The 24,321-nt window shown below is 64.6% G+C and carries 24 protein-coding genes; 19 read left to right on the forward strand and 5 right to left on the reverse strand.

Features of this window, described 5'->3' with window-relative positions; genetic code table 11:
• Position 1: 1 nt before the first annotated feature.
• The gene (locus QCE88_RS32800) at positions 2-181 is read right to left on the reverse strand and encodes a DUF3563 family protein (protein WP_309909494.1); all 180 of its coding nucleotides are present in this window, start codon (positions 179-181) and stop codon (positions 2-4) included.
• A gap of 281 nt (positions 182-462) precedes the next feature.
• Between QCE88_RS32800 and QCE88_RS32805 the strand changes: the two genes are divergently transcribed.
• The 11 genes from QCE88_RS32805 (at position 463) to QCE88_RS32855 (ending at position 11,366) form a co-directional block, all read left to right on the forward strand.
• Positions 463-828, forward strand: a complete 366-nt coding sequence (locus tag QCE88_RS32805; RefSeq protein WP_309909495.1) for a hypothetical protein — start codon at positions 463-465, stop codon at positions 826-828.
• Between the two features lie 89 nt (positions 829-917).
• The gene (locus QCE88_RS32810; protein WP_309909496.1) at positions 918-1,268 is read left to right on the forward strand and encodes a hypothetical protein; all 351 of its coding nucleotides are present in this window, start codon (positions 918-920) and stop codon (positions 1,266-1,268) included.
• Positions 1,269-1,563: 295 nt separating this feature from the next.
• Positions 1,564-2,829: a bacteriohopanetetrol glucosamine biosynthesis glycosyltransferase HpnI gene (gene hpnI / locus QCE88_RS32815; protein ID WP_309909498.1), complete on the forward strand. Its 1,266-nt coding sequence runs from the start codon at positions 1,564-1,566 to the stop codon at positions 2,827-2,829.
• A 37-nt stretch (positions 2,830-2,866) separates the two neighbouring features.
• The gene (hpnJ, locus tag QCE88_RS32820; protein WP_309910988.1) at positions 2,867-4,288 is read left to right on the forward strand and encodes a hopanoid biosynthesis associated radical SAM protein HpnJ; all 1,422 of its coding nucleotides are present in this window, start codon (positions 2,867-2,869) and stop codon (positions 4,286-4,288) included.
• Positions 4,289-4,292: 4 nt separating this feature from the next.
• Entirely contained in the window at positions 4,293-5,147 is an 855-nt protein-coding gene (hpnK, locus tag QCE88_RS32825; RefSeq protein ID WP_309909500.1) for a hopanoid biosynthesis-associated protein HpnK, read from the forward strand.
• Positions 5,144-6,139, forward strand: a complete 996-nt coding sequence (locus QCE88_RS32830) for a lysylphosphatidylglycerol synthase domain-containing protein (protein WP_309909502.1) — start codon at positions 5,144-5,146, stop codon at positions 6,137-6,139. Before hpnK ends, QCE88_RS32830 begins: the two co-directional genes overlap by 4 nt.
• A gap of 156 nt (positions 6,140-6,295) precedes the next feature.
• Positions 6,296-7,474 (forward strand): DNA polymerase IV, encoded by a 1,179-nt coding sequence (gene dinB, locus QCE88_RS32835; RefSeq protein ID WP_309909503.1) that lies wholly within the window; start codon positions 6,296-6,298, stop codon positions 7,472-7,474.
• Between the two features lie 112 nt (positions 7,475-7,586).
• Positions 7,587-8,492 (forward strand): TauD/TfdA dioxygenase family protein, encoded by a 906-nt coding sequence (locus QCE88_RS32840; RefSeq protein WP_409018265.1) that lies wholly within the window; start codon positions 7,587-7,589, stop codon positions 8,490-8,492.
• A gap of 43 nt (positions 8,493-8,535) precedes the next feature.
• Positions 8,536-9,558: an ABC transporter substrate-binding protein gene (locus QCE88_RS32845; RefSeq protein ID WP_309909504.1), complete on the forward strand. Its 1,023-nt coding sequence runs from the start codon at positions 8,536-8,538 to the stop codon at positions 9,556-9,558.
• A 108-nt stretch (positions 9,559-9,666) separates the two neighbouring features.
• On the forward strand, positions 9,667-10,491 hold the full coding sequence (locus tag QCE88_RS32850; protein WP_309909505.1) for an ABC transporter ATP-binding protein: 825 nt from the start codon (positions 9,667-9,669) through the stop codon (positions 10,489-10,491).
• Complete coding sequence (locus QCE88_RS32855) at positions 10,488-11,366, forward strand: ABC transporter permease (protein ID WP_309909506.1); 879 nt, start codon at positions 10,488-10,490, stop codon at positions 11,364-11,366. The genes QCE88_RS32850 and QCE88_RS32855 overlap by 4 nt, the downstream gene beginning before the upstream one ends.
• Positions 11,367-11,376: 10 nt before the next feature.
• Here the strand turns inward: QCE88_RS32855 and QCE88_RS32860 are convergent, their stop codons facing one another.
• Complete coding sequence (locus QCE88_RS32860) at positions 11,377-12,282, reverse strand: LysR family transcriptional regulator (protein ID WP_309909507.1); 906 nt, start codon at positions 12,280-12,282, stop codon at positions 11,377-11,379.
• 117 nt (positions 12,283-12,399) lie between these two features.
• On the opposite strand from QCE88_RS32860, the gene QCE88_RS32865 reads away from it, so the two are divergent.
• The gene (locus QCE88_RS32865) at positions 12,400-13,404 is read left to right on the forward strand and encodes an aldo/keto reductase (protein WP_309909509.1); all 1,005 of its coding nucleotides are present in this window, start codon (positions 12,400-12,402) and stop codon (positions 13,402-13,404) included.
• Between the two features lie 163 nt (positions 13,405-13,567).
• A complete protein-coding gene (locus tag QCE88_RS32870) occupies positions 13,568-14,761 on the forward strand; it encodes an MFS transporter (RefSeq protein WP_309909510.1) in 1,194 nt (397 codons plus the stop codon).
• A 42-nt stretch (positions 14,762-14,803) separates the two neighbouring features.
• On the opposite strand, the gene QCE88_RS32875 is transcribed toward QCE88_RS32870, so the two are convergent.
• Positions 14,804-16,030: an MFS transporter gene (locus QCE88_RS32875; RefSeq protein WP_309909511.1), complete on the reverse strand. Its 1,227-nt coding sequence runs from the start codon at positions 16,028-16,030 to the stop codon at positions 14,804-14,806.
• Positions 16,031-16,163: 133 nt separating this feature from the next.
• On the opposite strand from QCE88_RS32875, the gene QCE88_RS32880 reads away from it, so the two are divergent.
• Complete coding sequence (locus QCE88_RS32880; protein ID WP_309909512.1) at positions 16,164-16,970, forward strand: exodeoxyribonuclease III; 807 nt, start codon at positions 16,164-16,166, stop codon at positions 16,968-16,970.
• Here QCE88_RS32880 and QCE88_RS32885 read toward each other — a convergent pair.
• Both QCE88_RS32885 and QCE88_RS32890 read right to left on the reverse strand, forming a co-directional pair.
• The gene (locus QCE88_RS32885; protein ID WP_309909513.1) at positions 16,967-17,788 is read right to left on the reverse strand and encodes an alpha/beta fold hydrolase; all 822 of its coding nucleotides are present in this window, start codon (positions 17,786-17,788) and stop codon (positions 16,967-16,969) included. The two genes, QCE88_RS32880 and QCE88_RS32885, sit on opposite strands and share 4 nt — an antisense overlap.
• A 1,412-nt stretch (positions 17,789-19,200) precedes the next feature.
• Positions 19,201-20,577, reverse strand: coding sequence for a nucleobase:cation symporter-2 family protein (locus tag QCE88_RS32890; RefSeq protein ID WP_309909514.1), 1,377 nt, complete (start codon positions 20,575-20,577; stop codon positions 19,201-19,203).
• A gap of 247 nt (positions 20,578-20,824) precedes the next feature.
• On the opposite strand from QCE88_RS32890, the gene QCE88_RS32895 reads away from it, so the two are divergent.
• From QCE88_RS32895 to QCE88_RS32915, 5 genes are all read left to right on the forward strand, one after another.
• On the forward strand, positions 20,825-21,172 hold the full coding sequence (locus tag QCE88_RS32895) for a response regulator (protein WP_309909515.1): 348 nt from the start codon (positions 20,825-20,827) through the stop codon (positions 21,170-21,172).
• 290 nt (positions 21,173-21,462) lie between these two features.
• On the forward strand, positions 21,463-22,389 hold the full coding sequence (locus tag QCE88_RS32900; protein ID WP_309910991.1) for an STAS domain-containing protein: 927 nt from the start codon (positions 21,463-21,465) through the stop codon (positions 22,387-22,389).
• A 61-nt stretch (positions 22,390-22,450) separates the two neighbouring features.
• A complete protein-coding gene (locus QCE88_RS32905; protein WP_309909516.1) occupies positions 22,451-22,810 on the forward strand; it encodes an STAS domain-containing protein in 360 nt (119 codons plus the stop codon).
• A 21-nt stretch (positions 22,811-22,831) separates the two neighbouring features.
• Positions 22,832-23,272, forward strand: coding sequence for an anti-sigma regulatory factor (locus QCE88_RS32910; protein WP_309909517.1), 441 nt, complete (start codon positions 22,832-22,834; stop codon positions 23,270-23,272).
• On the forward strand, positions 23,257-24,321 hold the full coding sequence (locus QCE88_RS32915) for an ATP-binding protein/SpoIIE family protein phosphatase (RefSeq protein ID WP_309909518.1): 1,065 nt from the start codon (positions 23,257-23,259) through the stop codon (positions 24,319-24,321). The genes QCE88_RS32910 and QCE88_RS32915 overlap by 16 nt, the downstream gene beginning before the upstream one ends.

Raw genomic sequence — 24,321 nt, forward strand, 5'->3', positions numbered from 1 at the left:
GTCAGTGGCCGTGATGCCCGACCTCGCCGCAAAAGTGCATGCTGTATGAGTGATCCTGTTCTTCAACCTGCCGCATGCGGCGTTCGAGGTCGGCGAGATCGGTGGATGAGGACAGATAGTCTTCCTGCGCGTCGTGGCTGGAAAAAAAGCTGCCGAGTGACTTCGAGAAACGTTCGAACATGATGGACTCCCGTCGTGATTAACGGCCTGTACCGCGGGCCGACAAGAGCAGATTAGGCCGCGTGCATTAGCGAAGAATGAGCACGCGCGATGCGCTCCCCATGCATGCCGAAGCGTTCGCCAGCGCACTGTCGGCGCGGACGTGCTGCGTGAACGCACTGCCGCGCCGCACCATCCCGTGATATCGTCTTTCATACGGTTTCAAGCGAGTTTCAAAGCGGGTTTTTGAATCGGCATGCCGCGCGTTTTGCACGTCAGTCGATCGTCTTCGTGAAGGCCGCCATGACCGATGTGCCCCGTACCCTCAGTGCCCGCGACCGCATCGAGTTGCTCTGCTGGCTCACGTGCGGCAGTCTCGGCGCGTTCTACCTGAACGGCGCCTGGCCGGCCGCCTCCTTCCACGTGCAGGCGGCGCACAAGTGGCTGGACCGGCATCAGCGGCTGGCCGACTGGCTGACCATCGCCAAACTCGCGGCCATCGCGCGGGACATTGCCACCCACCATTGCGCGCTGCTCGAAGCTGACTGGGCGCGGGATGCCGTCGAGGAAATTCTCGACAGCGAAGACCTCAACTATCAGTCGGATGTCGTGCGGCAGGTTTTTGACGATTGCCGCCGGGCGCTCGCGGAGAAGCGGACGCCGGAGTGAGTCGCGCTCCCGACCCGAGCGCTCATCGGGGATGGTTCTGACCGCGCACAAGCGTGCAACGGAAGCCTTGCCCGTCCCGCAACGGGTTCATGTCGACATGGCTTGCGCGGCTCGATTTGCATCATGCGCGTCACGCCATCGACATGGCGCAACGCTTCGGCGAACGCGGCAATGAAGGCTGGGCACGGTGCCTGTTGGGCGATCTCGCTTTGACAGGCGGCACCACGGCAACCGGTCATGCGGAAGCGCGTCATCACTATCGCGCGGCGCTGGCCATCGCCGGGCGGCTCGGCATGCGTCCGTTGCACGCGCATTGTCTGCGTGGACTCGTGCGGCTGAATCACACGGCCGGCAGCCCGAGCATCGCCGAGAAGCAACGCGCGGCCGTGGACCAGCGCTTTCGTGAACTGAACATGAAGCCGTGGCCAGGCGGCATGTGAAGACGCCCGCTTTTTACTCTCTCTTTCCAGCCGTCACCCGGCGATTCCCATTCGATTTTCTTAGCGCCTGCTTGCCGATCGATTTCGCCCCGCTTTCAACCTCGCGCGACGCCTGATCCTTCTTCCTGCTTAAGCATTTCTTAAGTGTGCCTGCCTCAGTCTGCCGGTGCCGTTGATGTTTCCTTGGGCAGTTCAACCTCAGAACCTGAACGGGACTCTCCATGCACGACCGCATGCGAATGGTGGGGGAAAGGGTGCGCCGTGCCGCAGGCGCGATCGGGCAGGAGGCAACCGCATGATTTTTCATTCAGTCTCCGTTGCGCTGTGGCTGCTGATCGGACTTTGCGTGGCGGCAGCAGCGTATGCGACGCTGGCCGCGCTCGTGCATCCGGGCTGGTCTCCGTCGAGGAAGCCGGCGCGTGACACGAAAGACCCCGCCACCGAGGCCGAGGGCGCCAGCATCAGCGTCCTCAAGCCCCTGTGCGGCGCGGAGCCGCGCCTTCATGAGAATCTCGAGACCTTCTGCACGCAAACGCATCCGTCCTATCGGCTGCTGTTCGGCGTGGCGACTGCGGCGGACCCGGCCGTGAACGTCGTGCGCAATCTGCAGCGCGCGTATCCACACGTCGATATCCGCCTCGTGATCGACCCGACATCGCATGGATGCAACCGCAAGGTCGGCAATCTGATCAACCTCGCGCAGCATGCGCCGGACGACGTGTTCGTGATCGCGGACAGCGACATCGCGGTCGAGGCCGACTACCTGATGCGCGTCACCGCACCGCTTGCCGATCCCGATGTCGGCGTCGTCACCTGCCTGTATCGCGCGAGACGCGCGGGCGGCTTCTGGGCGCGCATGGGCACCCTGTTTATCGATACGTGGTTCGCGCCTTCGGTCTACTTGTCGAACTGGCTCGGCGTGCGGCGTTTCGGTTTTGGCGCGACGCTCGCCGTCACCCGCGATGCACTGATGCGCAGCGGCGGTTTCGATGCACTGCGCGACTGTCTCGCCGACGACTACTGGCTGGCCGAACGCGTGCGTGCGCTCGGTCTGCGCACGGTGCTGTCCGACGTGCTCGTGGCCACCGATGTCACCGAGCGCAACCTCTCCGCACTGTGGCAGCGCGAGACGCGCTGGCTGCGCACGATCCGCTCGCTCAATCCCGTGAGCTTCGCGTTCCTGTGGCTGACCTTCACGACGCCGTGGCTGCTTACGGGCGCGCTGCTGAGCTACGGGTTCGATTCCAGCGGCGCGAACCTCGCGCAGTCCACGGCGGACACCATCATCGATCTGAGCACGTCCTTCGGGCTCAGCGCGCGTCTGCTGCTGCACTGGCGCACCGCGCGTTCGATGCGTGCATTCTGGCGCGACCTGCTGCTCATTCCGTTGCGCGACGCGCTGATGTGCCTGCAATGGTGCGCCGCATGCTTCGGCGCGAGCGTGATGTGGCGCGACGCGCGCATCCCCGTGGACGACGCGCGCACGACGCGCCGCGCGGGCGAACTGAATGCCGCCGCGGCAGGCGACGCGAGCGAGCCCGCCGACGAAGGCCAATACTGATCCTGATCTCCGCTCACTGACGAGACATCGCGCCATGATGAAAACACTGTTCTTGCAAGCACCGTCCTTCGATGGTTTCGACGGCGGCGCGGGTTCGCGCTATCAGGCCCGGCGCGAGATCCGCTCGTTCTGGTATCCGACCTGGCTCGCGCAGCCTGCCGCGCTGATACCCGGAAGCAGGGTGGTCGATGCGCCCGCCGACGGCTTGTCCGTGGACGAGGCGCTCGAGATTGCGGCGACTTATGAACTCGTCGTGATTCACACGAGCACGCCGTCCTTTCCGGGCGATGCGCTGTTCGCCGAACATCTGAAGGCGCGGGCGCCGTCGGTCTGCATCGGCATGGTGGGCGCGAAAGTGGCCGTCGATCCGCACAATTCGCTCGTGGCCAGCGATGCGATCGACTTCGTGTGCCGCGAGGAATTCGATTTCACCTGCAAGGAGATCGCGGAGCGCAAGCCGTTCGCGCAGATTGCGGGCTTGAGCTGGTGTCTGCCGGATGGATCGGTGGAGCACAACGCAGCGCGGCCCATCCTGGAGAACATGGATGAATTGCCGTTCGTCGCGCCGGTGTACCAGCGCGATCTCACGATCGGCAACTACTTCATCGGCTATCTGAACTATCCCTATGTGTCGATCTACACGGGCCGTGGCTGCCGGTCCCGCTGTACGTTCTGCCTCTGGCCGCAGACGGTGGGCGGGCATCGTTACCGGGTGCGTTCGGTGGAGAACGTGCTCGAAGAAGTGAAGTGGATTCGCGACAACATGCCGGAGGTGAAGGAGATCATGTTCGACGACGATACCTTCACCGACTTCAGGCCGCGTGTCGAAGAGATTGCGCGCGGGCTGGGCAAGCTCGGCGTTACGTGGTCCTGCAATGCCAAGGCAAACGTGCCCCATGCGACGCTCAAGGTCATGAAGGAGAACGGCCTGCGCCTGCTGCTCGTCGGTTATGAGTCGGGCGACGACCAGATCCTCCTGAACATCAAGAAAGGCTTGCGCACCGACATGGCGCGGCGCTTCGCCGAGGATTGCAGGACGCTCGGCATCAAGGTGCATGGCACCTTTATCCTCGGTTTGCCGGGAGAGACCCGCGAGACGATCGAAAAGACCATCGAGTACGCGAAGGAGATCAATCCGCACACGATCCAGGTGTCGCTCGCGGCGCCTTATCCGGGCACCGCGCTCTACAAGCAGGCCGTGGAGCGCGGCTGGCTGGAAGAGAACAAGGTCATCCATCTCGTCAGCAAGGAAGGCGTGCAGCTTGCCGCGATCGGCTACCCGCATCTGTCGCGCGACGAGATTTATCATGAGCTGGAGCGCTTCTACAAGCGCTTCTATTTCCGTCCCTCGAAGATCTGGGAAATCGTGCGCGAGATGCTGACGAGCTGGGACATGATGAAACGCCGCTTGCGCGAAGGCGTCGAATTCTTCCGTTTCCTGCGCGCGCACGAGGCGTGACACCGTGCGGGCGCTCATCGTCACCGCCGATGATTTCGGCCTGCACGAGCGGGTGAACGAAGCGGTCGAGCGCGCGCACCGGCATGGCGTGCTCGATTGCGCCAGCCTGATGACGGGCGCTCCCGCAGCGCGCGATGCCGTCGAGCGCGCCCGTGCGCTACCGGGCTTGCGCGTGGGCCTGCATATCGTGCTGGCGGATGGCGTGCCGACCTTGCCTGCGCATGAGATCCCCGCACTCGTCGATGCCGATGGCCGCTTCGGCGATCGCATGGTGCGCGATGGCTGCCGCTTTTTTCTGCTGCCGCATGTGCGTGTGCAACTGGCCCGCGAAATCCGCGCGCAATTCGAAGCCTTTGCCGCCACGGGACTCGCGCTCGATCACGTGAACACGCACAAACACTTCCATCTGCATCCGACGGTGTTGTCGCTGATCCTCGACATCGGCCGCGCATTTGGCCTGCGGGCGATGCGCCTGCCGCGCGAACTGAACGGCTCGCGCCTGCTGGCGCCGTGGGCCGCGTGGATGAAAGCGCGTCTGCGGCGCGCAGGCGTGGCGCACAACGACTGGGTAGCGGGGATCAGCGCAACCGGGCGCATGGACGAAGCGACGCTCCTCGCCTTGCTCGACCACGCGCCGGAAGGTGTGCTGGAGATCTACAGCCACCCCGCCGCTGGCGACGATGCACCGGTCACGGCGACGATGCACGGCTATCGGCACGCGGACGAACTGGCGGCGCTGTGTTCTCCACGCGTCGCCCGGGCAATGGCGGCGACAGGCGCGAGGCGCGGCGGCTTCTCCGACGTTTTTGCAAACACCGGGCACGAGGCACGTGTCCGGCGATCCGGTCAGTGCGCATGATGGCCCTGCTCCGGCGCGTGGCGTGGCTGCGCTGGCCGCTCGCGATCGCGCTGCTGATCGCGCTTGCCCTGCACGAAGGCGTGTTCGCGGCGTTGTCGCTGATCGAGCGCACCGGGCCCATCCTGCTGTGGCTCCTGCCGCTGCATGCGCTGCCGCTGTTGCTCGATGCGCGTGCGTGGCAGTTGCTGCTGCGCGAGCGCGTGTCCCTGGGCACGCTCTGGCGGATCGCTACGGTGCGCGAAGCCGTCGGACGTCTGCTGCCGGTGCTGGGAATCGGCGGCGAACTGATCGGCATCAGGCTCGCGATGCGTCATACGAACGATCTCAGCGTGGTGAGCGCGTCGGTAATCGTCGAAACGCTGGTCACCATGGCCGTGCAGGTCATGCTTGCCTTGCTTGGCCTCGTGATCCTGTGTCTGCATCTGGACGGCGCAGGCAGTCTGCCGCGCGTGATGGCGTGGGGACTCGCGATGAGCCTGCCCATCGTGCTGTGCGCCTTCGCGGTCGCGCAACGCGGCGCGCCGTTTCATCGGCTCGAAGGCATGGCGCGCCGCTGGATCGGCGCTTCGCATGAACTCGTTGCAAGGCTGGACGGCCGGCGTCTGGATGGCGAGCTGCGTGCGCTGCTCGGCCAACCCGCGCTGTGCGCAAGAGCGTTCGCATGGCAGCTTGCGGGTTATGTGCTGGGCGCCGCCGAGATTTATGCGGGCTTCGGCATGCTCGGACATCCTGTGCCGATAGCCGGCGCGATCGCCATCGAAGCGCTGACGCAGTGCGTCCGTAATGCGGTGTTCATTCTTCCCGCCGGGCTCGGTGTGCAGGAAGCGGCGATCGTCGCTGTGTCCGCGTTGTTTGGCATCGATCGCGAGACGGCCTTGTCGCTCGCGCTGGTGCGGCGTGCGCGCGAGTTCGCGTGGGGCGGGTTGGCGTTGTTGCTGTTGCGGGTCGCCGGCGCGCGGACGGCGCCGCGGACAGCCGCCCGGAGCCGCTGAGCGGAGTTCCGACGGCGAGCGCTCTAGCGCAAATCACTGTATGAATGTACAGTAACGCCATCCCTCGTTCTCGCAGCGCCGCGCAACGCGCACTCCCATGTTCCATGCGTTGAAACCTGTCGTTGGCGCATCGGACGCGGCGCACCGGCCGCGCCGATGAACCCGCAAGCTCCGCATCCGGCGCCACGCCGCATCGCGCATCTCGACATGGATGCGTTCTTTGCATCGGTGGAGTTGCTGCGCTATCCCGAACTGCGCGGCATGGCGGTCGTGGTGGGCGGCGGCCGCAGCGCCACGCCGGAAACGCTTCCCGACGGCACGCGCCGCTTTCGCCGGCTGCGCGACTACGCGGGGCGGGGTGTCGTCACCACGTCCACGTATGAAGCGCGCAAGTTCGGCGTGTTTTCCGCGATGGGCATGATGAAGGCCGCGCAACTCGCGCCCGACGCCATCCTGCTGCCCACCGATTTCGAGTCGTATCGCCATTACTCGCGGCTCTTCAAGGCGGCCGTCGCCACTTTCACGTCGCAGATCGAGAATCGCGGCATCGACGAAATCTATATCGATGTTGGCGACCTGCCCGGCGAGCCCGCCGAGATCGGCCGTCGCATGAAGGATGCCGTGCACGAAGCCACCGGGCTGACGTGCTCCATCTGCATCGCGCCGAACAAGCTGCTCGCGAAGATCGGCTCCGAACTCGACAAGCCCGACGGCCTCACCATCCTGACGATGGACGACCTGCCCACCCGCATCTGGCCGCTCGCCGCGCGCAAGGTGAACGGCATCGGGCCGAAGGCGAACGAGCGTCTGGCGGCGCTCGGCATCCATACGGTGGGCGACATCGCTGCCGCGGATCCGGGCTTGCTGCAAACGCATTTCGGCGGCACCTACGCGGCGTGGCTCGCCCGCATTGCGCAGGGCGAGGACGACCGGCCCGTGGTCACCAGCTCCACGCCGAAGTCGATGAGTCGCGAAACCACCTTCGAACGCGATTTCCATCCGAAGCAGGACCGCGCGACGCTGTCCGCCGAGTTCACCGCCCTTTGCACGCGCGTCGCCGACGATCTCCAGCGCAAGGGTTATGTCGGCCGTACTGTGGGCATCAAGCTGCGTTTCGACGACTTTCGCACCGTCACGCGCGACCTGACCGTGCCGGTCGCCACGGCCGATCCCGTCGAGATTCGCCGCGCCGCGACCGAATGCCTGAAGCGCATCGTGCTGGAGCGGCGTATTCGTCTGCTCGGCGTGCGCGTCAGCGCGCTGGCGGGCCACGACGAGACCGCGCCCGTTGAACCCACGCAGGTGGAATTGCCGTTCGACGCCCCGGGCGAATGAGTCAACACTTCAGGCTTATGACGCGAGCAGATAAGCACATCGCAGATGCTTCGTTGTAGGGCGTCGTTCGGCACGCTAGATTATTCGCTTCCCTGAAGTGACCGATTCGACTGTGACGACCCTGACCGCTTCCCAAGACGCCGACATTCAAGCACCCGCTGCCGATCAACCCATCGAGATTCGTCCGTTCGATGCTCCGCTCGGCGCCGAAGTGCTTGGCCTCGATCTGTCGCGGCCGTTGTCCGCAGCCGATTTCGCACGGATCCATCGCGCGCACCTGGATCATCATGTACTCGTGTTCCGCGACCAGCGCATCACGCCGGACGAGCAGGTGGCATTCAGCAAGCGCTTCGGGCCGCTGCAGATCCACGTGCTGCATCAGTTCGGGCTCGCGGGCCATCCGGAAGTGCTGATCGTCTCGAACATCACCGAGAACGGCAAGCCGATCGGCCTGGGCGACGCCGGTCATTTCTGGCATTCGGACCTGTCGTACAAGGACACGCCGAGCCTCGGCTCGCTGCTGCATGCGCAGGAACTGCCGGCGGTCGGCGGCGACACGTTGTTCGCCAACCAGCATCTCGCATGGGACACCTTGCCCGCGCATCTGCAAAAAGCAGTGGAAGGGCGCGTCGCGGAGCATACCTATCTGGCCAAGTACGCCGAATTGCAGAAGCGCAGCCCATGGCGGCCGAATCTCTCGGCGGAGCAGATTGCCCAGGTCAAGCCGGTGGCGCATCCCATCGTGAGGACGCATCCGGAAACCAAGCGCCGCGCGCTGTTCGTGAGCGAGCACTTCACCACGCGCGTGATTGGCTTGCCGGAAGACGAAAGTCAGTCCCTGCTCGCCGAGCTCTTCGCGCACAGCACGCAGCCGGAGTTCATCTATCGCCATCAATGGCAGCCGCGCGACATGGTCTTCTGGGACAACCGCTCGGTGATGCACCTCGCGGCCGGCACGCCCGACGATCAGCGCCGCAAGCTGTATCGCACGACCATCGAAGGCGATGCGCCTTTCTGATCCGTCAGCCGCACACTAACGATTCAATCACGGGGTTTCATCGATGCAGTCTCGCAAAGGGAAGGGCGCGGCGCGCGCACTCGGTGCCGCGCTTGCGGTCGCGTTGGGCGTGACATCGGCGGGCGCACGGGCCGAGGGCACGCTGCGGGTCGCCGAGCAGTTCGGCGTCGTCTATCTGCTGCTCAACGTCGCACGCGACCAGAAGTTCATCGAGCAGGAGGGCAAGAAGGAAGGGCTCGATATCAAGGTCGAGTGGGCGAAGCTCTCGGGCGGCGCGAGCGTCAACGACGCGCTGCTGTCCGGTTCCGTCGATATCGCAGCGGCCGGCGTCGGTCCGCTGCTGACCATCTGGGACCGCACGCATGGCCGTCAGAATGTGAAGGGCGTGGCGTCCTTGGGCAATTTCCCGTATTACCTCGTGTCGAACGATCCGCGCGTGAAGACCATCGCCGACTTCACCGACAAGGACCGCATCGCCGTACCGGCGGTGGGCGTGTCGGTGCAATCGCGCGTGCTGCAATATGCCGCCGCGAAGACCTGGGGCGACAAGGCCTACGACCGTCTCGACAAATACACGCAAGCCGTACCGCACCCCGACGCCGCCGCTGCGGTCATCGCGGGCGGCACGGAGATCAATGCGCACTTCGGCAATCCGCCGTTCCAGCAACAGGAGCTCGCGGGCAATCCGAAGGCGCATATCGTGCTCAATTCCTACGATGTGCTCGGCGGCCCCAGTTCCGCAACCGTGCTTTATGCCACCGAGAAGTTTCGCAACGAGAACCCGAAGACGTATCGCGCGTTCGTCGCGGGTCTTGCCGACGCGGCGAACTTCATCACGCAACATCCGGAACAGGCCGCCGATATCTATCTGCGCGTGAATCAGGCACGGCTCGACCGTGATCTGCTGATCAAGGTCATCAAGGATCCGGCGGTGCAGTTCAAGGTGGCGCCGCAGAACACCTTCGGGCTTGCGCAGTTCATGCATCGGGTGGGCGTCATCAAGAACGAGCCGAAGTCGTGGCAGGACTACTTCTTCACGGATCCGGCGACGAAAAACGGCAGCTGAAACAGGCCGCGCGTTTATCGGCGGAGGTGGATTGGTTATGCGCAAAGATTGGTTCGCGCACGGCGCGCGCGCCGCTATCGTAAGCGTTTGCCTCTCCGCATATCGAACATGGCCGCCAACCCTCAGACGCTCTATTCACCGCCGCCCGAAGCGCACGCTTTGACGAGCGGCAAGCTGCTCAGCGTGGAGCACGTCTCGCTCGAATACCGCACGCCCGAGCGGATCGTGCGAGCCACGCACGACGTCAGTTTCGATGTCTACGGCGCGGACCGCTTCGTGCTGCTGGGCCCGTCGGGCTGCGGCAAGTCGACCTTGCTGAAGGCGGTTGCGGGTTTCATCGAGCCAGTGGCGGGCCGGATCGAGATCGGCGGAGAACGCGTGCGTGGGCCGGGTGCGGACCGCATCGTCGTGTTCCAGGAATTCGACCAGTTGCCGCCGTGGAAGACCGTCGTGCAGAACGTGGCCTTTCCGCTGCGCGCCGCGCGCAAGCTGGGACGCGCCGAAGCGCGTGAACGCGCGCTGCATTATCTCGACAAGGTCGGTCTCGCTCCCTTCGCCGACGCCTACCCGCATACGCTCTCGGGCGGCATGAAGCAGCGCGTCGCCATTGCGCGGGCGCTCGCAATGCAGCCGCGCGTCCTCCTGATGGACGAGCCGTTCGCCGCGCTCGACGCCCTCACGCGCCGCCGCATGCAGGAAGAACTGCTGCGCCTGTGGAGCGACGAGCGCTTCACCCTGTTGTTCGTCACGCATTCGATCGAAGAGGCGTTGATCGTCGGCAATCGTATTTTGTTGTTGAGCCCGCATCCCGGACGCGTGCGCGCCGAACTCAACAGTCATCAATACACCCAGGAAAGCATGGGGCGCGGCGAGTTCCAGCAAAGTGTCGCCCGGATTCATCGCTTGCTGTTCGAAGAGGAGGCCGCGCAATGAGCACGCCGCATCTGATCGTGCCGCCGGTGCGGCCGGAGTATGAAGTCGAACCGGTCGCGCCGGAAGGCATCCGCCACGAGGCGCCGCTGCCGCTTTCGAAGCGCCTGCTGGATCAGGCCTGGCTGCGCAAGACGTTCATCGCGCTGGTGTTGATCGGACTCTGGGAAATCGCGGCGCGCAGCGTCGACAACGACCTGCTGCTGCCCACGTTCAGCGCGACCTTCATCGCGTTCGTGCAGGGCATTGCGTCGGGCGAGTTGATCGAGAAGATCGGCATCTCGATGTCGGTGCTGCTGCGCGGCTATGCGCTCGGCGCGCTGCTCGCGTTCGTGCTGACTTCGCTGGCCGTGTCGACGCGCATCGGCCGCGACATCCTCTCGATGCTCACCGCGATGTTCAACCCGCTGCCGTCCATCGCGCTGCTGCCGCTTGCGCTGCTGTGGTTCGGACTGGGCACCGGCAGCCTGCTGTTCGTGCTGGTGCATTCGGTGCTGTGGCCGCTCGCGCTCAACACGTATGCGGGATTTCAGGCAGTGCCCGCGACGCTGCGCATGACGGGCCGCAACTATGGCCTGACTGGCCTGCGTCACGTGCTGCTGATTCTCGTGCCGGCCGCGCTGCCTTCCATCCTGGCGGGCCTGCGCGTGGGCTGGGCGTTCGCGTGGCGCACGCTGATTGCCGCGGAACTCGTGTTCGGCGCGAGTTCGGGCAAGGGCGGGCTCGGCTGGTACATCTTCCAGAATCGCAACGAGCTCTATACGGACCGCGTGTTCGCGGGACTCGCGGCGGTCATCGTGATCGGTCTGGCGGTCGAACATCTGGTCTTCGACACCATCGAGCGCGTCACGGTGCGGCGCTGGGGCGTGCAGCAGTAAGCGGCGGCGCTCAACGCGTCGCGTCGTCTTCGGTGCGGATGAAGTCGATGAACGCGCGCAACGGCCCCGGCATGTGCGTGCGGCTCGGATAGTAGAGGCGCGGACCGGTGAAACTCTGCCACCACGGCTTGAGCACCGGCACGAGCGCGCCGCTTTCGATGCCGCCGCGCACGAATTCATCGAAGGTATAGACGAGGCCCAGGCCCGCCGTGACGGCGGCGCGTGCCACTTCCACCGAAGACGTCACGAGCGGCCCTTGCGGCGCGATCCGTATCACTTCCTTGCCGCGCACGAATTCCCACGCGGCGAGGACCCCGCTGTCGAACCGATGCCCGATGCACGCGTGATTCACCAGATCGCGCGGATGCTTCGGTTCGCCGTGCGCGGCGAGATACGCGGGCGCGGCAACCGCGACGAAACGCTGAATGCGCGGGCCGATGGGCACTGCGATCATGTCGCGCTCGATGCTTTCGTCATAGCGGATGCCCGCGTCGAAGCCGGCGGCGAGCACGTCGATGAAGCGGTCCGTCGCGGTGATCTCCAGCTTGATGCCCGGATGCGCGGCGAGAAAGCGCGCGACGATGGGCGGCAGGATCTCGCGCGAGACGATGCGCGGCACGTTCAGGCGCAGCGTGCCGGTGGGACTGTCGCGAAAGCCGTTCACGGCGTCCAGTGCGCCGGCAATTTCCGTGAACGCGGGCGCGAGCCGTTCGATCAGCCGCTCGCCGGCTTCGGTCGGCGTGACGCTGCGCGTGGTGCGATTGAGCAGCCGCACGCCGAGTCGCGACTCCAACCGGCGCACCGCTTCGCTCAACGAAGACGCCGACACGCCCCGCAACAGCGCCGCCTGCCTGAAGCCGCGCGAGCGCGCGACCGCCAGGAACGCGTGAAGATCGGACAGATCGGGTTCGTTCATTGTTCGCCTCTGCGCACAGCCCATTCGGATTGGGGTGGATTATCGCACGCGTGCTTTGCTCCCATAATGGTCTGCATCGCCGCCCTTCGTGCGGCGCCAGTCCACAGGAGAACCAGCATGGAATCACGCAGACTTGGCGGGACCGGACCGCAAACCGGCGCCATCGGGCTCGGATGCATGGGCATGTCGGGGGTATACGGGCCGTCGGATCGCGCGGCGGGCATCGCCACGATCCACGCCGCGCTCGAAGCCGGCGTCACGCTGCTCGACACCGGCGACTTCTACGGCATGGGCCACAACGAACTACTGATCGGCGAGGCGCTCAGAAGTGCGCCGCCCTCGCGCCGGGACGCGGCCATCCTGAGCGTGAAGTTCGGCGGCATGCGCGATCCGGCGGGCAACTTCATCGCGTTCGATGGGCGTCCCGTTGCCGTCAAGAACTCGCTGGCTTATACGCTGCAACGGTTAGGCGTCGAGACGATCGATATCTATCGCCCGGCGCGGCTCGATGCGAACGTGCCGATCGAGGACACCGTCGGCGCGATCGGCGACATGATCCAGGCAGGTTACGTGCGTCATGTCGGACTTTCGGAGGTCGGCGCGCAGACCATTCGCCGCGCGGCCGCCGTGCATCCGGTAGTGGACGTGCAGATCGAGTATTCGCTGATCTCGCGCGGCATCGAGGAGGCGATCCTGCCCGCCTGCCGCGAACTCGGCATCGGCATCACGGCGTATGGAGTGCTGTCGCGCGGACTCATCAGCGGGCACTGGGGCGCGGCGGCGCCGCAAGCCAACGACTGGCGCGCGCAGAGTCCGCGGTTCCAGCAGGGCAACGTCGAACGCAATCTAGCGCTGGTCGAGGCCTTGCGCAAGATTGCGGAGGCCAAGGGCGTGAGCGTGGCGCAGCTTGCCATCGCGTGGGTGCTGGCACAGGGCCAGGACATCGTGCCGGTGATCGGCGCGCGGCGTCCGGAACGTTTGACGGAATCGCTCGGCGCGCTTGATGTGACGCTCACACCGGATGAACTCGCAGCCATCGAGGCGGCCGTGCCGAAGGGCGCGGCGGCCGGCGACCGCTACGAAGCCGTGCAGATGGCGCATCTCGACAGCGAGAAGGGCTGAGGGTCGAGTGCCCGGTTCTGAACGTTGCGATCGGCCGGGCAGGTCTTTATACTCACGCCCAGACAAGTGGCACCCGTCACTTGCGTAGGCGTTAACGTGAACCAACGCACAACATCATGCGCAACCCGCCAGGGGTTCGCGCGTGTGCGAAAGGTTCACATCCATGAAGCCTGCGTCCCTGTCGGCGTCGTCGCGCCGTTCCGCTTTCCTTGTTCCCTTTGGCATCGTCCTGATCGGCGCTAATTTGCGCGCGCCCATTACGAGCGTCGGTCCGGTGCTTGCCGATATTCAAACGGCACTGTCGCTGAGCGATAGTGCCGCCGGTCTTCTCAATTCGCTTCCGCTGATCATTTTCGCCTTGCTGTCGCTCGTGGCGCCGTCGATCGGCCGCATGCTGGGCGCCGAGCGTGGACTGGGCGCGGCGCTCGCCGTCATCCTGCTCGGCATGTTCGTGCGCTCCGTGCATGGCGCGTCCGGGCTCTGGGTCGGCACCGTGTTGCTCAGCAGCGGCATTGCCGTCGGGAACGTGCTCTTGCCCGGTTTCGTCAAGCGCGAATACCCGCAGCGGGCAGGCAGTCTGATTGCGCTCTATGCGGCAAGCATGGCGGCTTTCGCGGGTATCGGCGCGGGCCTCGCCGCACCGGTTGCCCATTTGCCGGGCGCGGACTGGCGCACGGCGCTGGACCTTCCCGCCGTGCTGGCTGTCACGGCGCTCGTCGTCTGGCTTCCATCGATGCGGGACAAGCGCCCTGCCGCAGCCCGGCAAGTCAGACCAGCGGCGAAGACGGGATCGCCGTGGAAGCAGGCGATTGGATGGCACGTATCGGCGTTCTTCGCTTTTCAGTCGCTGGTGTTTTATGCGCTCATCAGCTGGTACGCGACGATCTCGGTATCGCGGGGGCAGTCGGCTTCGGAAGCGGGATTTGCATTGCTGCTCTATCAGGTGGTCGCCATAGCGACGAACCTCGGCGCAGCACCCATGATCAAGCGCATGAAGGACCAGCGTGCGCTGGGCGTGCTGTGCGGCGCGCTGCTTTTCGTCGGTACGGTCGGGATGGCTTCATCTATCGGCCCCGCCACGCTATGGCTGACAATCGCAGGCTTGGGCGCGGGCTTCTCGATGACAACCAGTTTGTCTCTCTTTGCGCTGCGCGCGGCCAATCACGAACAGGCGGGTCACCTGTCGGGCATGGCTCAATGTGTCGGCTATGCCGGCGCGGCTTTGGGGCCGGCGCTATTCGGCTTCATTCATCAGGTCACGGACGACTGGACGTACTCTCTCGATCTGCTGGTTGCTGCGAGCGTGGCCGTCATGGTCTTTGCCTTTCTCGCCGGCCGTGCACGGACGATGATTTGACGTGCGCAGCGGGTGGGTTCGCGGGCGTGCATCGATGTGCGCTTACGGCGTGCGTCCCTTGCGCAAAAACACCCATGCATTGAACGCTGCGCCGGCGAACATCAGCACGCTGGTCATGACGAAGACTGAGCGCATGCCCGCGTGGGCGGCGATGAAGCCGCCCGCGAGCGGTCCCGTGACCTGGCCGATGTACTGCGCGGATGTCGCGTAGCCGAGGATATAGCCGACCGTGTGATCCGGCACGTTGTGACGCACGACGCTCGTGATGGCGGGCAGCAGGCCGCCGAGCGCGAGTCCCATCAGGAAGCGCAGCACCACGAGCTGGGTGCCGTTGGTGACGAAGGTCTGCGGAATCAGCAACACGCCGCACAGCGCGAGACAGCAGACGATCACCTTCGTGGCGCCGAGGCGATCCGCGAGCCGCCCGATGCGCGGCGCGGCGAGTACGCTGCCGAGGGCGGCGGCGGACATCACGATGCCGGCGACCAGCGTGACGTGCTTCGGATCCTGGACGAGCTGTGCCACGTAGATCGTGATGATCGGCTCGATGGACATGTTGGCGAACATGAGCAGCATGGCGCTGGCGAGCATGGCGAAGACGGGCGTGAGCAGGGGAACGTCGCGCCAGCCGCCGCCGCGCCGGGACTTCGAGCGATCCGGCGCGCGGCGCTCTTCCTTGACGAAGAGCGTCGTCATGATGAAGGAGCAGAAAATCAGGCCGCCTGCGAGAAAGAAGGTCGCGCGGATGCCGATCAGACCCGGCAGCAGCCCGCCGACCAACGGTCCGACCAGATTGCCCGCCATCATGCCGGCGGCGTGCGTGCCGAGCGCCCAGGCGGTGCGGTGCTTGGGCGTCTGGGTGGCGATCATGACGATGGCGCCGCTCGCGTAACCGCCGACGAGCCCTGCGAGGAAGCGTATTGCCACCAGTTGCCAGACTGTCTGCACGACGCCGAGCAGGGACATCGTGATGGCCATGCCGAGGCTGGCGCGGATCAGGATGGGTTTGCGGCCGTAGCGGTCGGCGAGCCGGCCCCAGAGCGGCGCGACGAGTCCTGCGCCGAGAAAGGTTGCGCCGAACGCGACGCCCGACCACTGCACCGCCGCCGCCTCCGATGACGCGCCCAGCTGCTGCACGTAGAGTGGCAGGAAGGGCAGCAGCAGGGTCATCGCCACGACGGTGGTGAACGAGCCGAAGACACAGACGTAGAGATTGCGTTGCCAGTGATCGGAGACGACGGAAGGTGACTGGGACGGCGAGGCGGACATGGAGAAAGGAGGAGTGGAGCGGTTTTGCCGTGACTGTGGCAGATTTTTAATTGTTCTGCTGGCCGCCGAAAAGCCGGCGGCTTTATGAGGCACGCAAACTGCGTGCGCGTGACAGCCCGATTCCGATCGTTCGATGGAGAGGCTCCGAGTGAAGATCGCGACATTCAATATCAACGGCATTCGTCCGCGGCTTGCTGCCTTGCTGGGCTGGCTTGAACGCGAAGCGCCCGACATCGTTTGCCTGCAGGAACTGAAGGCCACGGATGCGCAGTTTCCCGCGGAGGCCATTTCCCAGGCTGGGTATGGTGCGGTGTGGCATGGGCAGCCGTCGTGGAACGGCGTGGCGATCCTTGCGAAGGGCGCGGAGCCGGTGTTGAGCCGCAAAGGCGTGCCGGGCTTCGAGGACGATACGCATAGCCGCTATATCGAGGCGGCGGTGGGCGGTGTGCTGATCGGCTGCCTGTATCTGCCGAACGGCAATCCGCAGCCGGGTCCGAAGTTCGACTACAAGCTCGCGTGGTTCGAGCGCTTCAATGCGCATGCGCGGGCGTTGCTGGACAGCGGCCATCCGGTTGTGCTGGCGGGCGACTACAACGTCGTGCCGACTGACGAGGACATCTACAACACGCGATCGTGGAAGAAGGATGCGCTGCTGCAACCGGAAAGCCGCGCGGCCTATGCGGAGCTGCTCGCGCAGGGCTGGACCGACGCGCTGCGCAAGACGTTTCCTGACGAGCGCATATATACCTTCTGGGATTATTTCCGCAATCACTGGCAGACCAATTCGGGTCTGCGCATCGATCATCTTCTGCTCAGCGAGGATCTCGCGAAGAAGCTGACGGGCGCGGGCGTCGATAGCTGGGTGCGCGGCGAGCCGCATGCGAGCGATCATGCGCCGACGTGGATCACGCTCAAGGCGTCGCGTAAGCGTGGTGGCTAAACGCGCTCCGCGCGCGTGGCGGGCAGCGATGCGAGAAATTGCATGACGTGGTCGCGGCCGCCGTGGGTCCACACGTTGAGGTGATCGGCGCCTTCTATCAGCGCGATGCGCTTTTCGGCGCGCGCGGCGTCGTGCAGGCGCTGGAACTGATCGGGCGGGATGACGCCGTCGGCGGTGCCGCCGTAGATCAGGAGCGGTGCCTGGACGGAGGCGATCTTTGTGAGACTGTCGTAGCGGTCGCGGGCGAGCGTGCGTACGGGGAAGAGGGGGAAGCGTCGGGCGGCGACATCGACAATGCTGGTGAAGGGCGCTTCCAGGATCAGCGCGGTGACGGGTCGCTCGGTTGCAAGCTGGACCGCTACGCCGGAGCCCAATGAGTATCCGTGCAGGATGATGTTTTCGGAACGGGCCGATACGAAGGCATACGCGGCGCGTGCATCGGCGTAGAGGCCGGGTTCGCTCGGTTTGCCAGGGTTGCCGCCGTAGCCGCGGTATTCGGCTAGCAATATTCCGTAGCCGGCTTCGATCATCTCTAGCGCGATGTGGCCTCGCTGGAAGAGGTCTTCGCCATTGCCGTGGAAAAGGATGATCGTGGGGGTGGTTTTGTCAGGGGCAGGGTGGTAGCGCATCGTCAGAGTGATGCCATCGTCGGTTTTGATGCTGACGGCGCTTGTTTGATCTTCCAGGTCCTGGTTTTGCAATGCTGCGATCTGTTCGAGTGGGTAGACCAGGCGAACCTGCAGCCAATACAGCCCCGCCAAGGCTATGGCGTAGATGATCGCTATCGATGCTGGCACAAGCCAAAGGGCTAGGGGCATTGGTCTTGCCTTTACGGCTGTTCGGATTTTGGTCTTCTTGTGTATGGTAATTGGGTTTTTGTCTGGGTTCAGTGTGGTCGCACGCGGTTTGTTCGCTGGCGCTGGTTGGGGTTTGCCTGCGCTTCTATGGACTTCCCGTTTTCGCGTCGGTCTGGTGGCACTGCCCCTCCCCGGGGCGGGGTTTTGCGCTCTCGACCCTTCGCGTAGGTTGCTTGTGTTCGCCTGCGCTTCCATGGACTTCCCGTTATCACGTCGGTCTATTAGCACTGCCCCTCCCCGGGGCGGGGGTAACTTTCTTTGCCGCTGCAAAGAAAGTCACCAAAGAAAGCAGCTTTTCTTCCCGCCCAAGGTCAAGTTACGGGCGCAGCACAGAAACTTGTTTCTGGCCCGGCAGTAGCGAGTGCCCTCATAGGCCACACCGGGCTTGGATCGCGGACCCACTGTGAAATCGCACCACTGAACTGACTGGTGCAGCGCCTGAATGCTCCGGCGCTGCGCTTCGCGCCGCCGACCGGTCAATCAGGTCTGTTCGTGCTTCCTTGCTGAACCCTCAAACTCACTTTCAACCGCCTCATTTCCTACGCTTGCCCTTTCATAGACTTCCCGTTTTCGCGTCGGTTTGCTTGCACTGCCCCTCCCCGGGGCGGGGGTAACTTTCTTTGCGGCTGCAAAGAAAGTCACCAAAGAAAGCAGCTTTCTTACCGCCCAAGGTCAGGTTACGGGCGCAGCACAGAACCTTGTTTCTGGCCCGGCACTAGCGAGTGCCCTCATAGGCCTACCGGGGCTTGGATCGCGGACCCACTGTGACATCGCACCATTGAACTGACTGGTGCAGCGCCTGAATGCTCCGGCGCTGCGCTACGCGCCGCCGTCCGGTCAATCGGGTCTGCCGGTGCTTGCTTGCTGACCCATCCATCTCGGCTAACGCGTCCATCTCACTGTACCGCCCCGCCCCGCCCCTCGTTGGTTTCCCTTGCATACCCTTCGGCAGCGCGTAGCGCTGGGCCGGCGCTTTCAATGGCTGCACCAGTCTGTTCAGTGGTGCGATTTCACAGTGGGTCCGCGGTCCACGCCCGGCGGGGCCTATGAGGGCACTCGCTAGTGCAGGGCCAGTGAGGTGTTTCTGTGTCGCGCCGCTGGGTGGTCCTTGGGCGGTAAGAAAGCTGCTTTCTTTGGTGACTTTCTTTGCAGCCGCAAAGAAAGTTACCCCCGCCCCGGGGAGGGGCAGTGCTAATAGACCGACGTGATAACGGGAAGTCCATGGAAGCGTATGGCAAACACAAGGAATCACGCAAAGGCTCAGCGCGAAGGATCCCGCCCCGGGGAGGGGCAATGCCAACAGACCAACGCGAAAGCAGAGAGTCCCCCGAAGCGCAAGCGAACAACAACAACAACAACAAGCGCAAAATCCCTCACTCCCCTGACACAGCATCCTCACGCCCCTTCCCGAGGCTTAAGGGAATCTCGGCAGCGATGGCTTCCCCCACCTCCCGCCCATCGCGCCCGCGATTGAACAATGCGTTAAGCAGAATCGCAAACACAGCGGCGAGCGTAATCCCGCTATGCGTAAGCGGCCCAGCCCACACGGGCATATGAGCAAAAAACGAAGGCGCGACGAGCGGAATAACCCCCACTCCAAGGCTGATAGCAATAATGAGCAGATTGTTCTTGCTCTCGAAATCCACTTTGGAAAGGATCTTGACCCCGGTCGCCGCCACCATCCCGAACATGGCGATCCCCGCGCCCCCCAGCACCACGACCGGAATCGAAGCAATCAGATTGGACAGCTTTGGCAGCAACCCAAGCAAAATCAGAATGACCCCCGAAACCGCGACCACCCAGCGGCTCTTCACGCCAGTAATCCCCACGAGCCCGATATTCTGCGAAAACGACGAATGCGGAAACGTATTGAAGATCCCGCCGATCACAGTACCAAGCCCGTCAGTCCGCAACCCGCGCGTGGCGTCATTGCGCGATACCGGCCGCATCGTCAGATCGCCCAGCGCAAGAAACATCCCGAGCGATTCCACCATGATGACGACCATCACCAGACACAGCGAAGCAATCGCCGCGAGATCGAAACTCGGCATGCCGAACGCGAACGGCCGCACCGGCGCGAACCACGCCGCCTGACCAATCCCCGAGAAATCGACGAAACCAAACGGCAAGGCCAGCACGAAGCCAATCGCCATCCCGATTAGCACCGAGATGTTGGCGATAAAGCCCTTCAAGTACTTGTTGATCAGCAAAATCGCCAGCAGCACGATAACCGCGACCAGCAGGTTGCGCGGCTCGCCAAAGTTCGCCGCGCCGCGTCCGCCACCGGCCCAGTTGATCGCCACAGGAAACAACGTCATGCCAATCGTCAGGATGATCGTGCCGGTGACAATCGGTGGAAAGAAACGCATCAGGCGGCCAAAAAACGGCGCGATCAGAATCGCAAACACGCCCGCGGCAATGGTCGCGCCGAAGATCGCCGTAATGCCCGCGCCAGAGGACGCCATCGCGACCATCGGCCCGACCGGCGCAAAGCTCACGCCCATGATGACCGGCAGCCGGATGCCGAACTTCCACACCCCGAGACACTGCACCAGCGTGACGATGCCGCACGCAAACAAATCCGAGCTGATCAGAAACGCCACCTGGTCCTTCGGCAGTTTCAGCGCCGCACCGATGATCAGCGGCACCGCAATCGCGCCCGCGTACATCACCAGCACGTGCTGGATGCCGACCGCCAGCATCTGGCCGAAAGGCAGCACTTCGTCGACGGGATGAACGGTGTGGGCCATATGCGCTCCAGCGGGATCGGATGGATAGTGCGCCCGAGTATTGCACCGCACCCCAGCCGGAAAAATAATCCCGCTGCTATACACGGCATTGCGCACGGCATCGGCCCACGCACCTTGCCAGCGCATCGCGGACAAAGCCTCGCGCGCCTCCGCCGTGAAGTCGCGCGCGCCCGGCACGATGCACTACACTGTGCTCCACGCCGCCCGAGGCGCGTTCGTGTCATCCGCAGAATCGGAGCCAGTCACGATGAACCTGCTCTTCGTCGACGACAACCACGCTTGCATCGAGACCCTCGTCGATATCGCAAGCGGGCTGGGCCACACCGCAGCCGTCGCGCATGACGGCGCCGCCGGTCTCGCGCTGGCCTCGCGCGAGCGCTTCGACCGCATCTTCCTCGACATCTCCCTGCCCGACGCCGACGGCCGCGAAATCTGCAGCGCCATCCGCGCCGCCGGCCCAAGCAGCGACGCACGCATCATCGCCATGACCGGCCATACCGACATCATCGAAGGCAGCGGCGTCACCGACTTCGACGGCTTTCTCCTCAAACCCATCAGCCTCCCAGCCCTCGAACTCTTCCTGCTGTCCGACTAAGCCGCCCGCCGTCTGGATTTTTGACCGCTATTTGTCCACGCACGGGCGAACGTCCGGAAGCAATTGCCGATTCCTTCGGCGCCCATTCGTCGACGCCCGTAAAAATCCGCGAATCCCTTATCCATAAAGGCTTTCCGGACTGTCGATTTTCGGGATGGCGTGCTACATTCCGAGCGCCTTTGCGTTGCTTCGAGGCGCCTCGCGGCGCGCGCGGCAGCGCAATACCAGATAACAGATAACGATGGCGGGCCACGTTGCCCGATCGAACCAACACGCACAAGGATCTCGGCATGGAAATGGTCGGCGGAATGCGGCTTGCCCAATTGTTCAACAGCAACCAGGAAGCGCTGTTCGCGGAGTGGTTCGCGCAGCAGCACGCGATCGCGTCGCGGCGCGGGCTGGTCGGCGAAGCGGAATTGCGCAATCAGTTTTCGCAATTCGTCGCCTTGCTGACGGACGCACTCGGCACAGACGAACGGGTCGATTTCAAGGCGCCCGCCTGGCAGGAAGTCCGCGCATTCCTCGCCGACATGTCGTCACAGCGCGCGCGCCAGGGTTTCACGCCAGTCGAAACCGCGATGTTCGTGTTCTCGCTCAAGCAGCCGCTCTTCGTGCGCCTGCGTGAGGCGCTCAAAAACGACGCAGCAACGCTCGCCGATCTCACCTGGATGATCAGCACGCTGTTCGACGAACTCGGCCTGTACACCACCGAAGTGTTCCAGGCGAGCCGTGAGCAAGTGATCGTGCGCCAGCAGCAGGAACTGCTCGAACTGTCCACGCCCGTCGTGCAACTGTGGGACGGCATTCTCGCGCTGCCGCTGATCGGCACGCTCGATTCCGCACGCACCCAGGTCGTGATGGAAAACCTGTTGCAGAAGATCGTCGAGACCGGCGCATCCATCTCGATCATCGACATCACCGGCGTGCCCACCGTCGATACGCTCGTCGCGCAGCATCTGCTCAAGACCGTCGCGGCTGCGCGCCTGATGGGCGCGGACTGCATCATCAGCGGCATTCGCCCGCAAATCGCGCAGACCATCGTGCATCTCGGCGTGAACCTCTCGAACGTCACGACCAAGGCCACGCTCGCGGCGGCTTTCGTGGTCGCGCTGCAACGCACCGGCAAGTCCGTGGCGGGCGTCGGCGCGCCGGACGGCGCACGCGGCGGACGCGGTGTGCGCCCCGCCGATGCCCACGATTCGCTGCAACCCGAATGACGCGTCACCACGCCATTCTGAGCACACACGACACGTCACGCGACTGAACGGGACCGAAGCGATGGAACGCATTCCAATTCTCACGATGGGCAAGCTGCTGCTCGTCACCATCCAGGTGGACATGCACGACCGGCTCGCGCTCACGCTCCAGGACGACCTGACGAGCCGCATCGTGAAGGACAACGCCAAGGGCGTGCTGATCGACATTTCTGCACTCGACGTGGTCGATTCCTTCATCGGCCGCATGATCGGCAACACCGCCGCGATGGCGCGCGTGCTCGATGCCGACACGGTCGTGGTAGGCATGCAGCCGTCCGTCGCCATCACGCTGGTCGAGCTCGGTCTCACGCTGACCGGCGTGCGCACGGCGCTCAATGTGGAGAAGGGCATGGCGTTGCTGACCGGCAGCAGCCCGTTCTGACGGCGGCATGCAAACGACTTCATGACCACCTTCCATTCCACCGCGGCGCCGGCGTCCTCGTCGCCGCCCGACACGCTGCCCATTCGCAATGACGAGCAGATCGTCCGTCTGCGCCAGTTCCTGCGGCAAAAAGCGGTTGCGCAGGGCCTCTCGCTCATCGATCAGACCAAATTCGTGACGGCGGCCAGCGAGCTGGCACGCAATACGCTGATCTACGGAGGCGGCGGCGACGCGCATTGCTATGTCGTCGAGCGCAACGGCCGCCGCGGACTCAAGCTCGAGTTCGTCGACAACGGTCCCGGCATTCCGGACATTCAGCGCGCGCTGTCGGACGGTTTCACGTCGGGCGGCGGTCTGGGTCTCGGTCTCGGAGGCGCGAAGCGCCTGTGCGACGAGTTCGAAATCCGCTCGGCGCCGGGCGAGGGCACGCACGTTTCGATCACCAAATGGAAACCCTTTTGAAGGAATCGATGGCCGCGCAGCAGCGCTACGAGATCGCCGAGGCGACGCAGATCGCCCATGCGCGGCGCTCGATCGGCGAGCTTGCGCGCGGGCTCGGCTTCAACGAGACCATCGCGGGCGAGCTGGCCATCGTCGTCACGGAATGCGGTACGAATCTGCTCAAGCACGCCCAGCGCGGCGAACTGCTGGTGCGGCCGCTCGCCGACAGCAGCGCAACCGCCGCGCCACGCTACGGCATCGAGGTGCTGTGCATCGACGGCGGGCCGGGCATTCAGGATCTCTATCGCTGCTTCCAGGATGGCTACACCACCGCCGGCAGCGCCGGCACGGGCATGGGCGCGATCGAGCGTCTTTCCGACGAACTCGATATCTGGAGCGCCCCGGGCCAGGGCACGCTGCTGCGCGTCGTGTTCTGGAATACGCCCGCGCCCGCCGGCACGCCGGCCGCGCCGTTGAGCTACGGCGTCGTCAATCTGCCGCTGCAAACGGAAACCGTGTCCGGCGATGCCTGGTCATGTCACGCGCACGAAGGCGAATTCACCGTGATGGTGGCCGACGGTCTCGGCCACGGGCCGCTCGCGAACCTCGCGTCGGTCGAGGCAGCCAAGGTGCTCGGCACGCACGGCGAACAGCCGCTCGACCGCATCATGGACCTCGCCAACGACGCGCTGCGTGCCACGCGCGGCGCGGCGGTCGGGATCGCGCGCATGCCGGCGTCCGGGGCGAAGGCGGGCATGCCGGTCACGTTCGCGGGCATCGGCAATATTTCGGCGAGCGTGTGGACGGAGGCGTCGCACCGGCATCTGGTGTCGCATAGCGGCATCGTCGGGCATGGGTCGCGGCGGGCGCAGATTTTCGACGTGCCTTATCCGCCGAACGCGCTCGTCGTGCTGCATTCGGACGGGCTCGCGACGCGCTGGGACCTGGCGCGCTATCCGGGCATCGCCATGCGTCATCCGGCGCTCGTCGCCGCGCTGTTGTATCGCGACTTCGCGCGCGGCCGTGACGATATCACCGTCTTCGTCGCCCGCGCGACGGGAGGCGCGTAA

The organism is Caballeronia sp. LZ035 (genome assembly GCF_031451175.1).
In the GTDB taxonomy this organism is placed as follows: domain Bacteria; phylum Pseudomonadota; class Gammaproteobacteria; order Burkholderiales; family Burkholderiaceae; genus Caballeronia.

Excerpts from the sequence above, each read along its gene's own strand:
- QCE88_RS32800 (WP_309909494.1), bottom strand. The coding sequence starts at position 181 with ATGTTCGAACGTTTCTCGAAGTCACTCGGCAGCTTTTTTTCCAGCCAC.
- QCE88_RS32805 (WP_309909495.1), top strand. The coding sequence starts at position 463 with ATGACCGATGTGCCCCGTACCCTCAGTGCCCGCGACCGCATCGAGTTG.
- QCE88_RS32810 (WP_309909496.1), top strand. The coding sequence starts at position 918 with ATGTCGACATGGCTTGCGCGGCTCGATTTGCATCATGCGCGTCACGCC.
- hpnI (WP_309909498.1), top strand. The coding sequence starts at position 1,564 with ATGATTTTTCATTCAGTCTCCGTTGCGCTGTGGCTGCTGATCGGACTT.
- hpnJ (WP_309910988.1), top strand. The coding sequence starts at position 2,867 with ATGAAAACACTGTTCTTGCAAGCACCGTCCTTCGATGGTTTCGACGGC.
- QCE88_RS32830 (WP_309909502.1), top strand. The coding sequence starts at position 5,144 with ATGATGGCCCTGCTCCGGCGCGTGGCGTGGCTGCGCTGGCCGCTCGCG.
- dinB (WP_309909503.1), top strand. The coding sequence starts at position 6,296 with ATGAACCCGCAAGCTCCGCATCCGGCGCCACGCCGCATCGCGCATCTC.
- QCE88_RS32845 (WP_309909504.1), top strand. The coding sequence starts at position 8,536 with ATGCAGTCTCGCAAAGGGAAGGGCGCGGCGCGCGCACTCGGTGCCGCG.
- QCE88_RS32850 (WP_309909505.1), top strand. The coding sequence starts at position 9,667 with ATGGCCGCCAACCCTCAGACGCTCTATTCACCGCCGCCCGAAGCGCAC.
- QCE88_RS32855 (WP_309909506.1), top strand. The coding sequence starts at position 10,488 with ATGAGCACGCCGCATCTGATCGTGCCGCCGGTGCGGCCGGAGTATGAA.
- QCE88_RS32860 (WP_309909507.1), bottom strand. The coding sequence starts at position 12,282 with ATGAACGAACCCGATCTGTCCGATCTTCACGCGTTCCTGGCGGTCGCG.
- QCE88_RS32865 (WP_309909509.1), top strand. The coding sequence starts at position 12,400 with ATGGAATCACGCAGACTTGGCGGGACCGGACCGCAAACCGGCGCCATC.
- QCE88_RS32870 (WP_309909510.1), top strand. The coding sequence starts at position 13,568 with ATGAAGCCTGCGTCCCTGTCGGCGTCGTCGCGCCGTTCCGCTTTCCTT.
- QCE88_RS32875 (WP_309909511.1), bottom strand. The coding sequence starts at position 16,030 with ATGTCCGCCTCGCCGTCCCAGTCACCTTCCGTCGTCTCCGATCACTGG.
- QCE88_RS32880 (WP_309909512.1), top strand. The coding sequence starts at position 16,164 with ATGGAGAGGCTCCGAGTGAAGATCGCGACATTCAATATCAACGGCATT.
- QCE88_RS32885 (WP_309909513.1), bottom strand. The coding sequence starts at position 17,788 with ATGCCCCTAGCCCTTTGGCTTGTGCCAGCATCGATAGCGATCATCTAC.
- QCE88_RS32890 (WP_309909514.1), bottom strand. The coding sequence starts at position 20,577 with ATGGCCCACACCGTTCATCCCGTCGACGAAGTGCTGCCTTTCGGCCAG.
- QCE88_RS32895 (WP_309909515.1), top strand. The coding sequence starts at position 20,825 with ATGAACCTGCTCTTCGTCGACGACAACCACGCTTGCATCGAGACCCTC.
- QCE88_RS32900 (WP_309910991.1), top strand. The coding sequence starts at position 21,463 with ATGGAAATGGTCGGCGGAATGCGGCTTGCCCAATTGTTCAACAGCAAC.
- QCE88_RS32905 (WP_309909516.1), top strand. The coding sequence starts at position 22,451 with ATGGAACGCATTCCAATTCTCACGATGGGCAAGCTGCTGCTCGTCACC.
- QCE88_RS32910 (WP_309909517.1), top strand. The coding sequence starts at position 22,832 with ATGACCACCTTCCATTCCACCGCGGCGCCGGCGTCCTCGTCGCCGCCC.
- QCE88_RS32915 (WP_309909518.1), top strand. The coding sequence starts at position 23,257 with ATGGAAACCCTTTTGAAGGAATCGATGGCCGCGCAGCAGCGCTACGAG.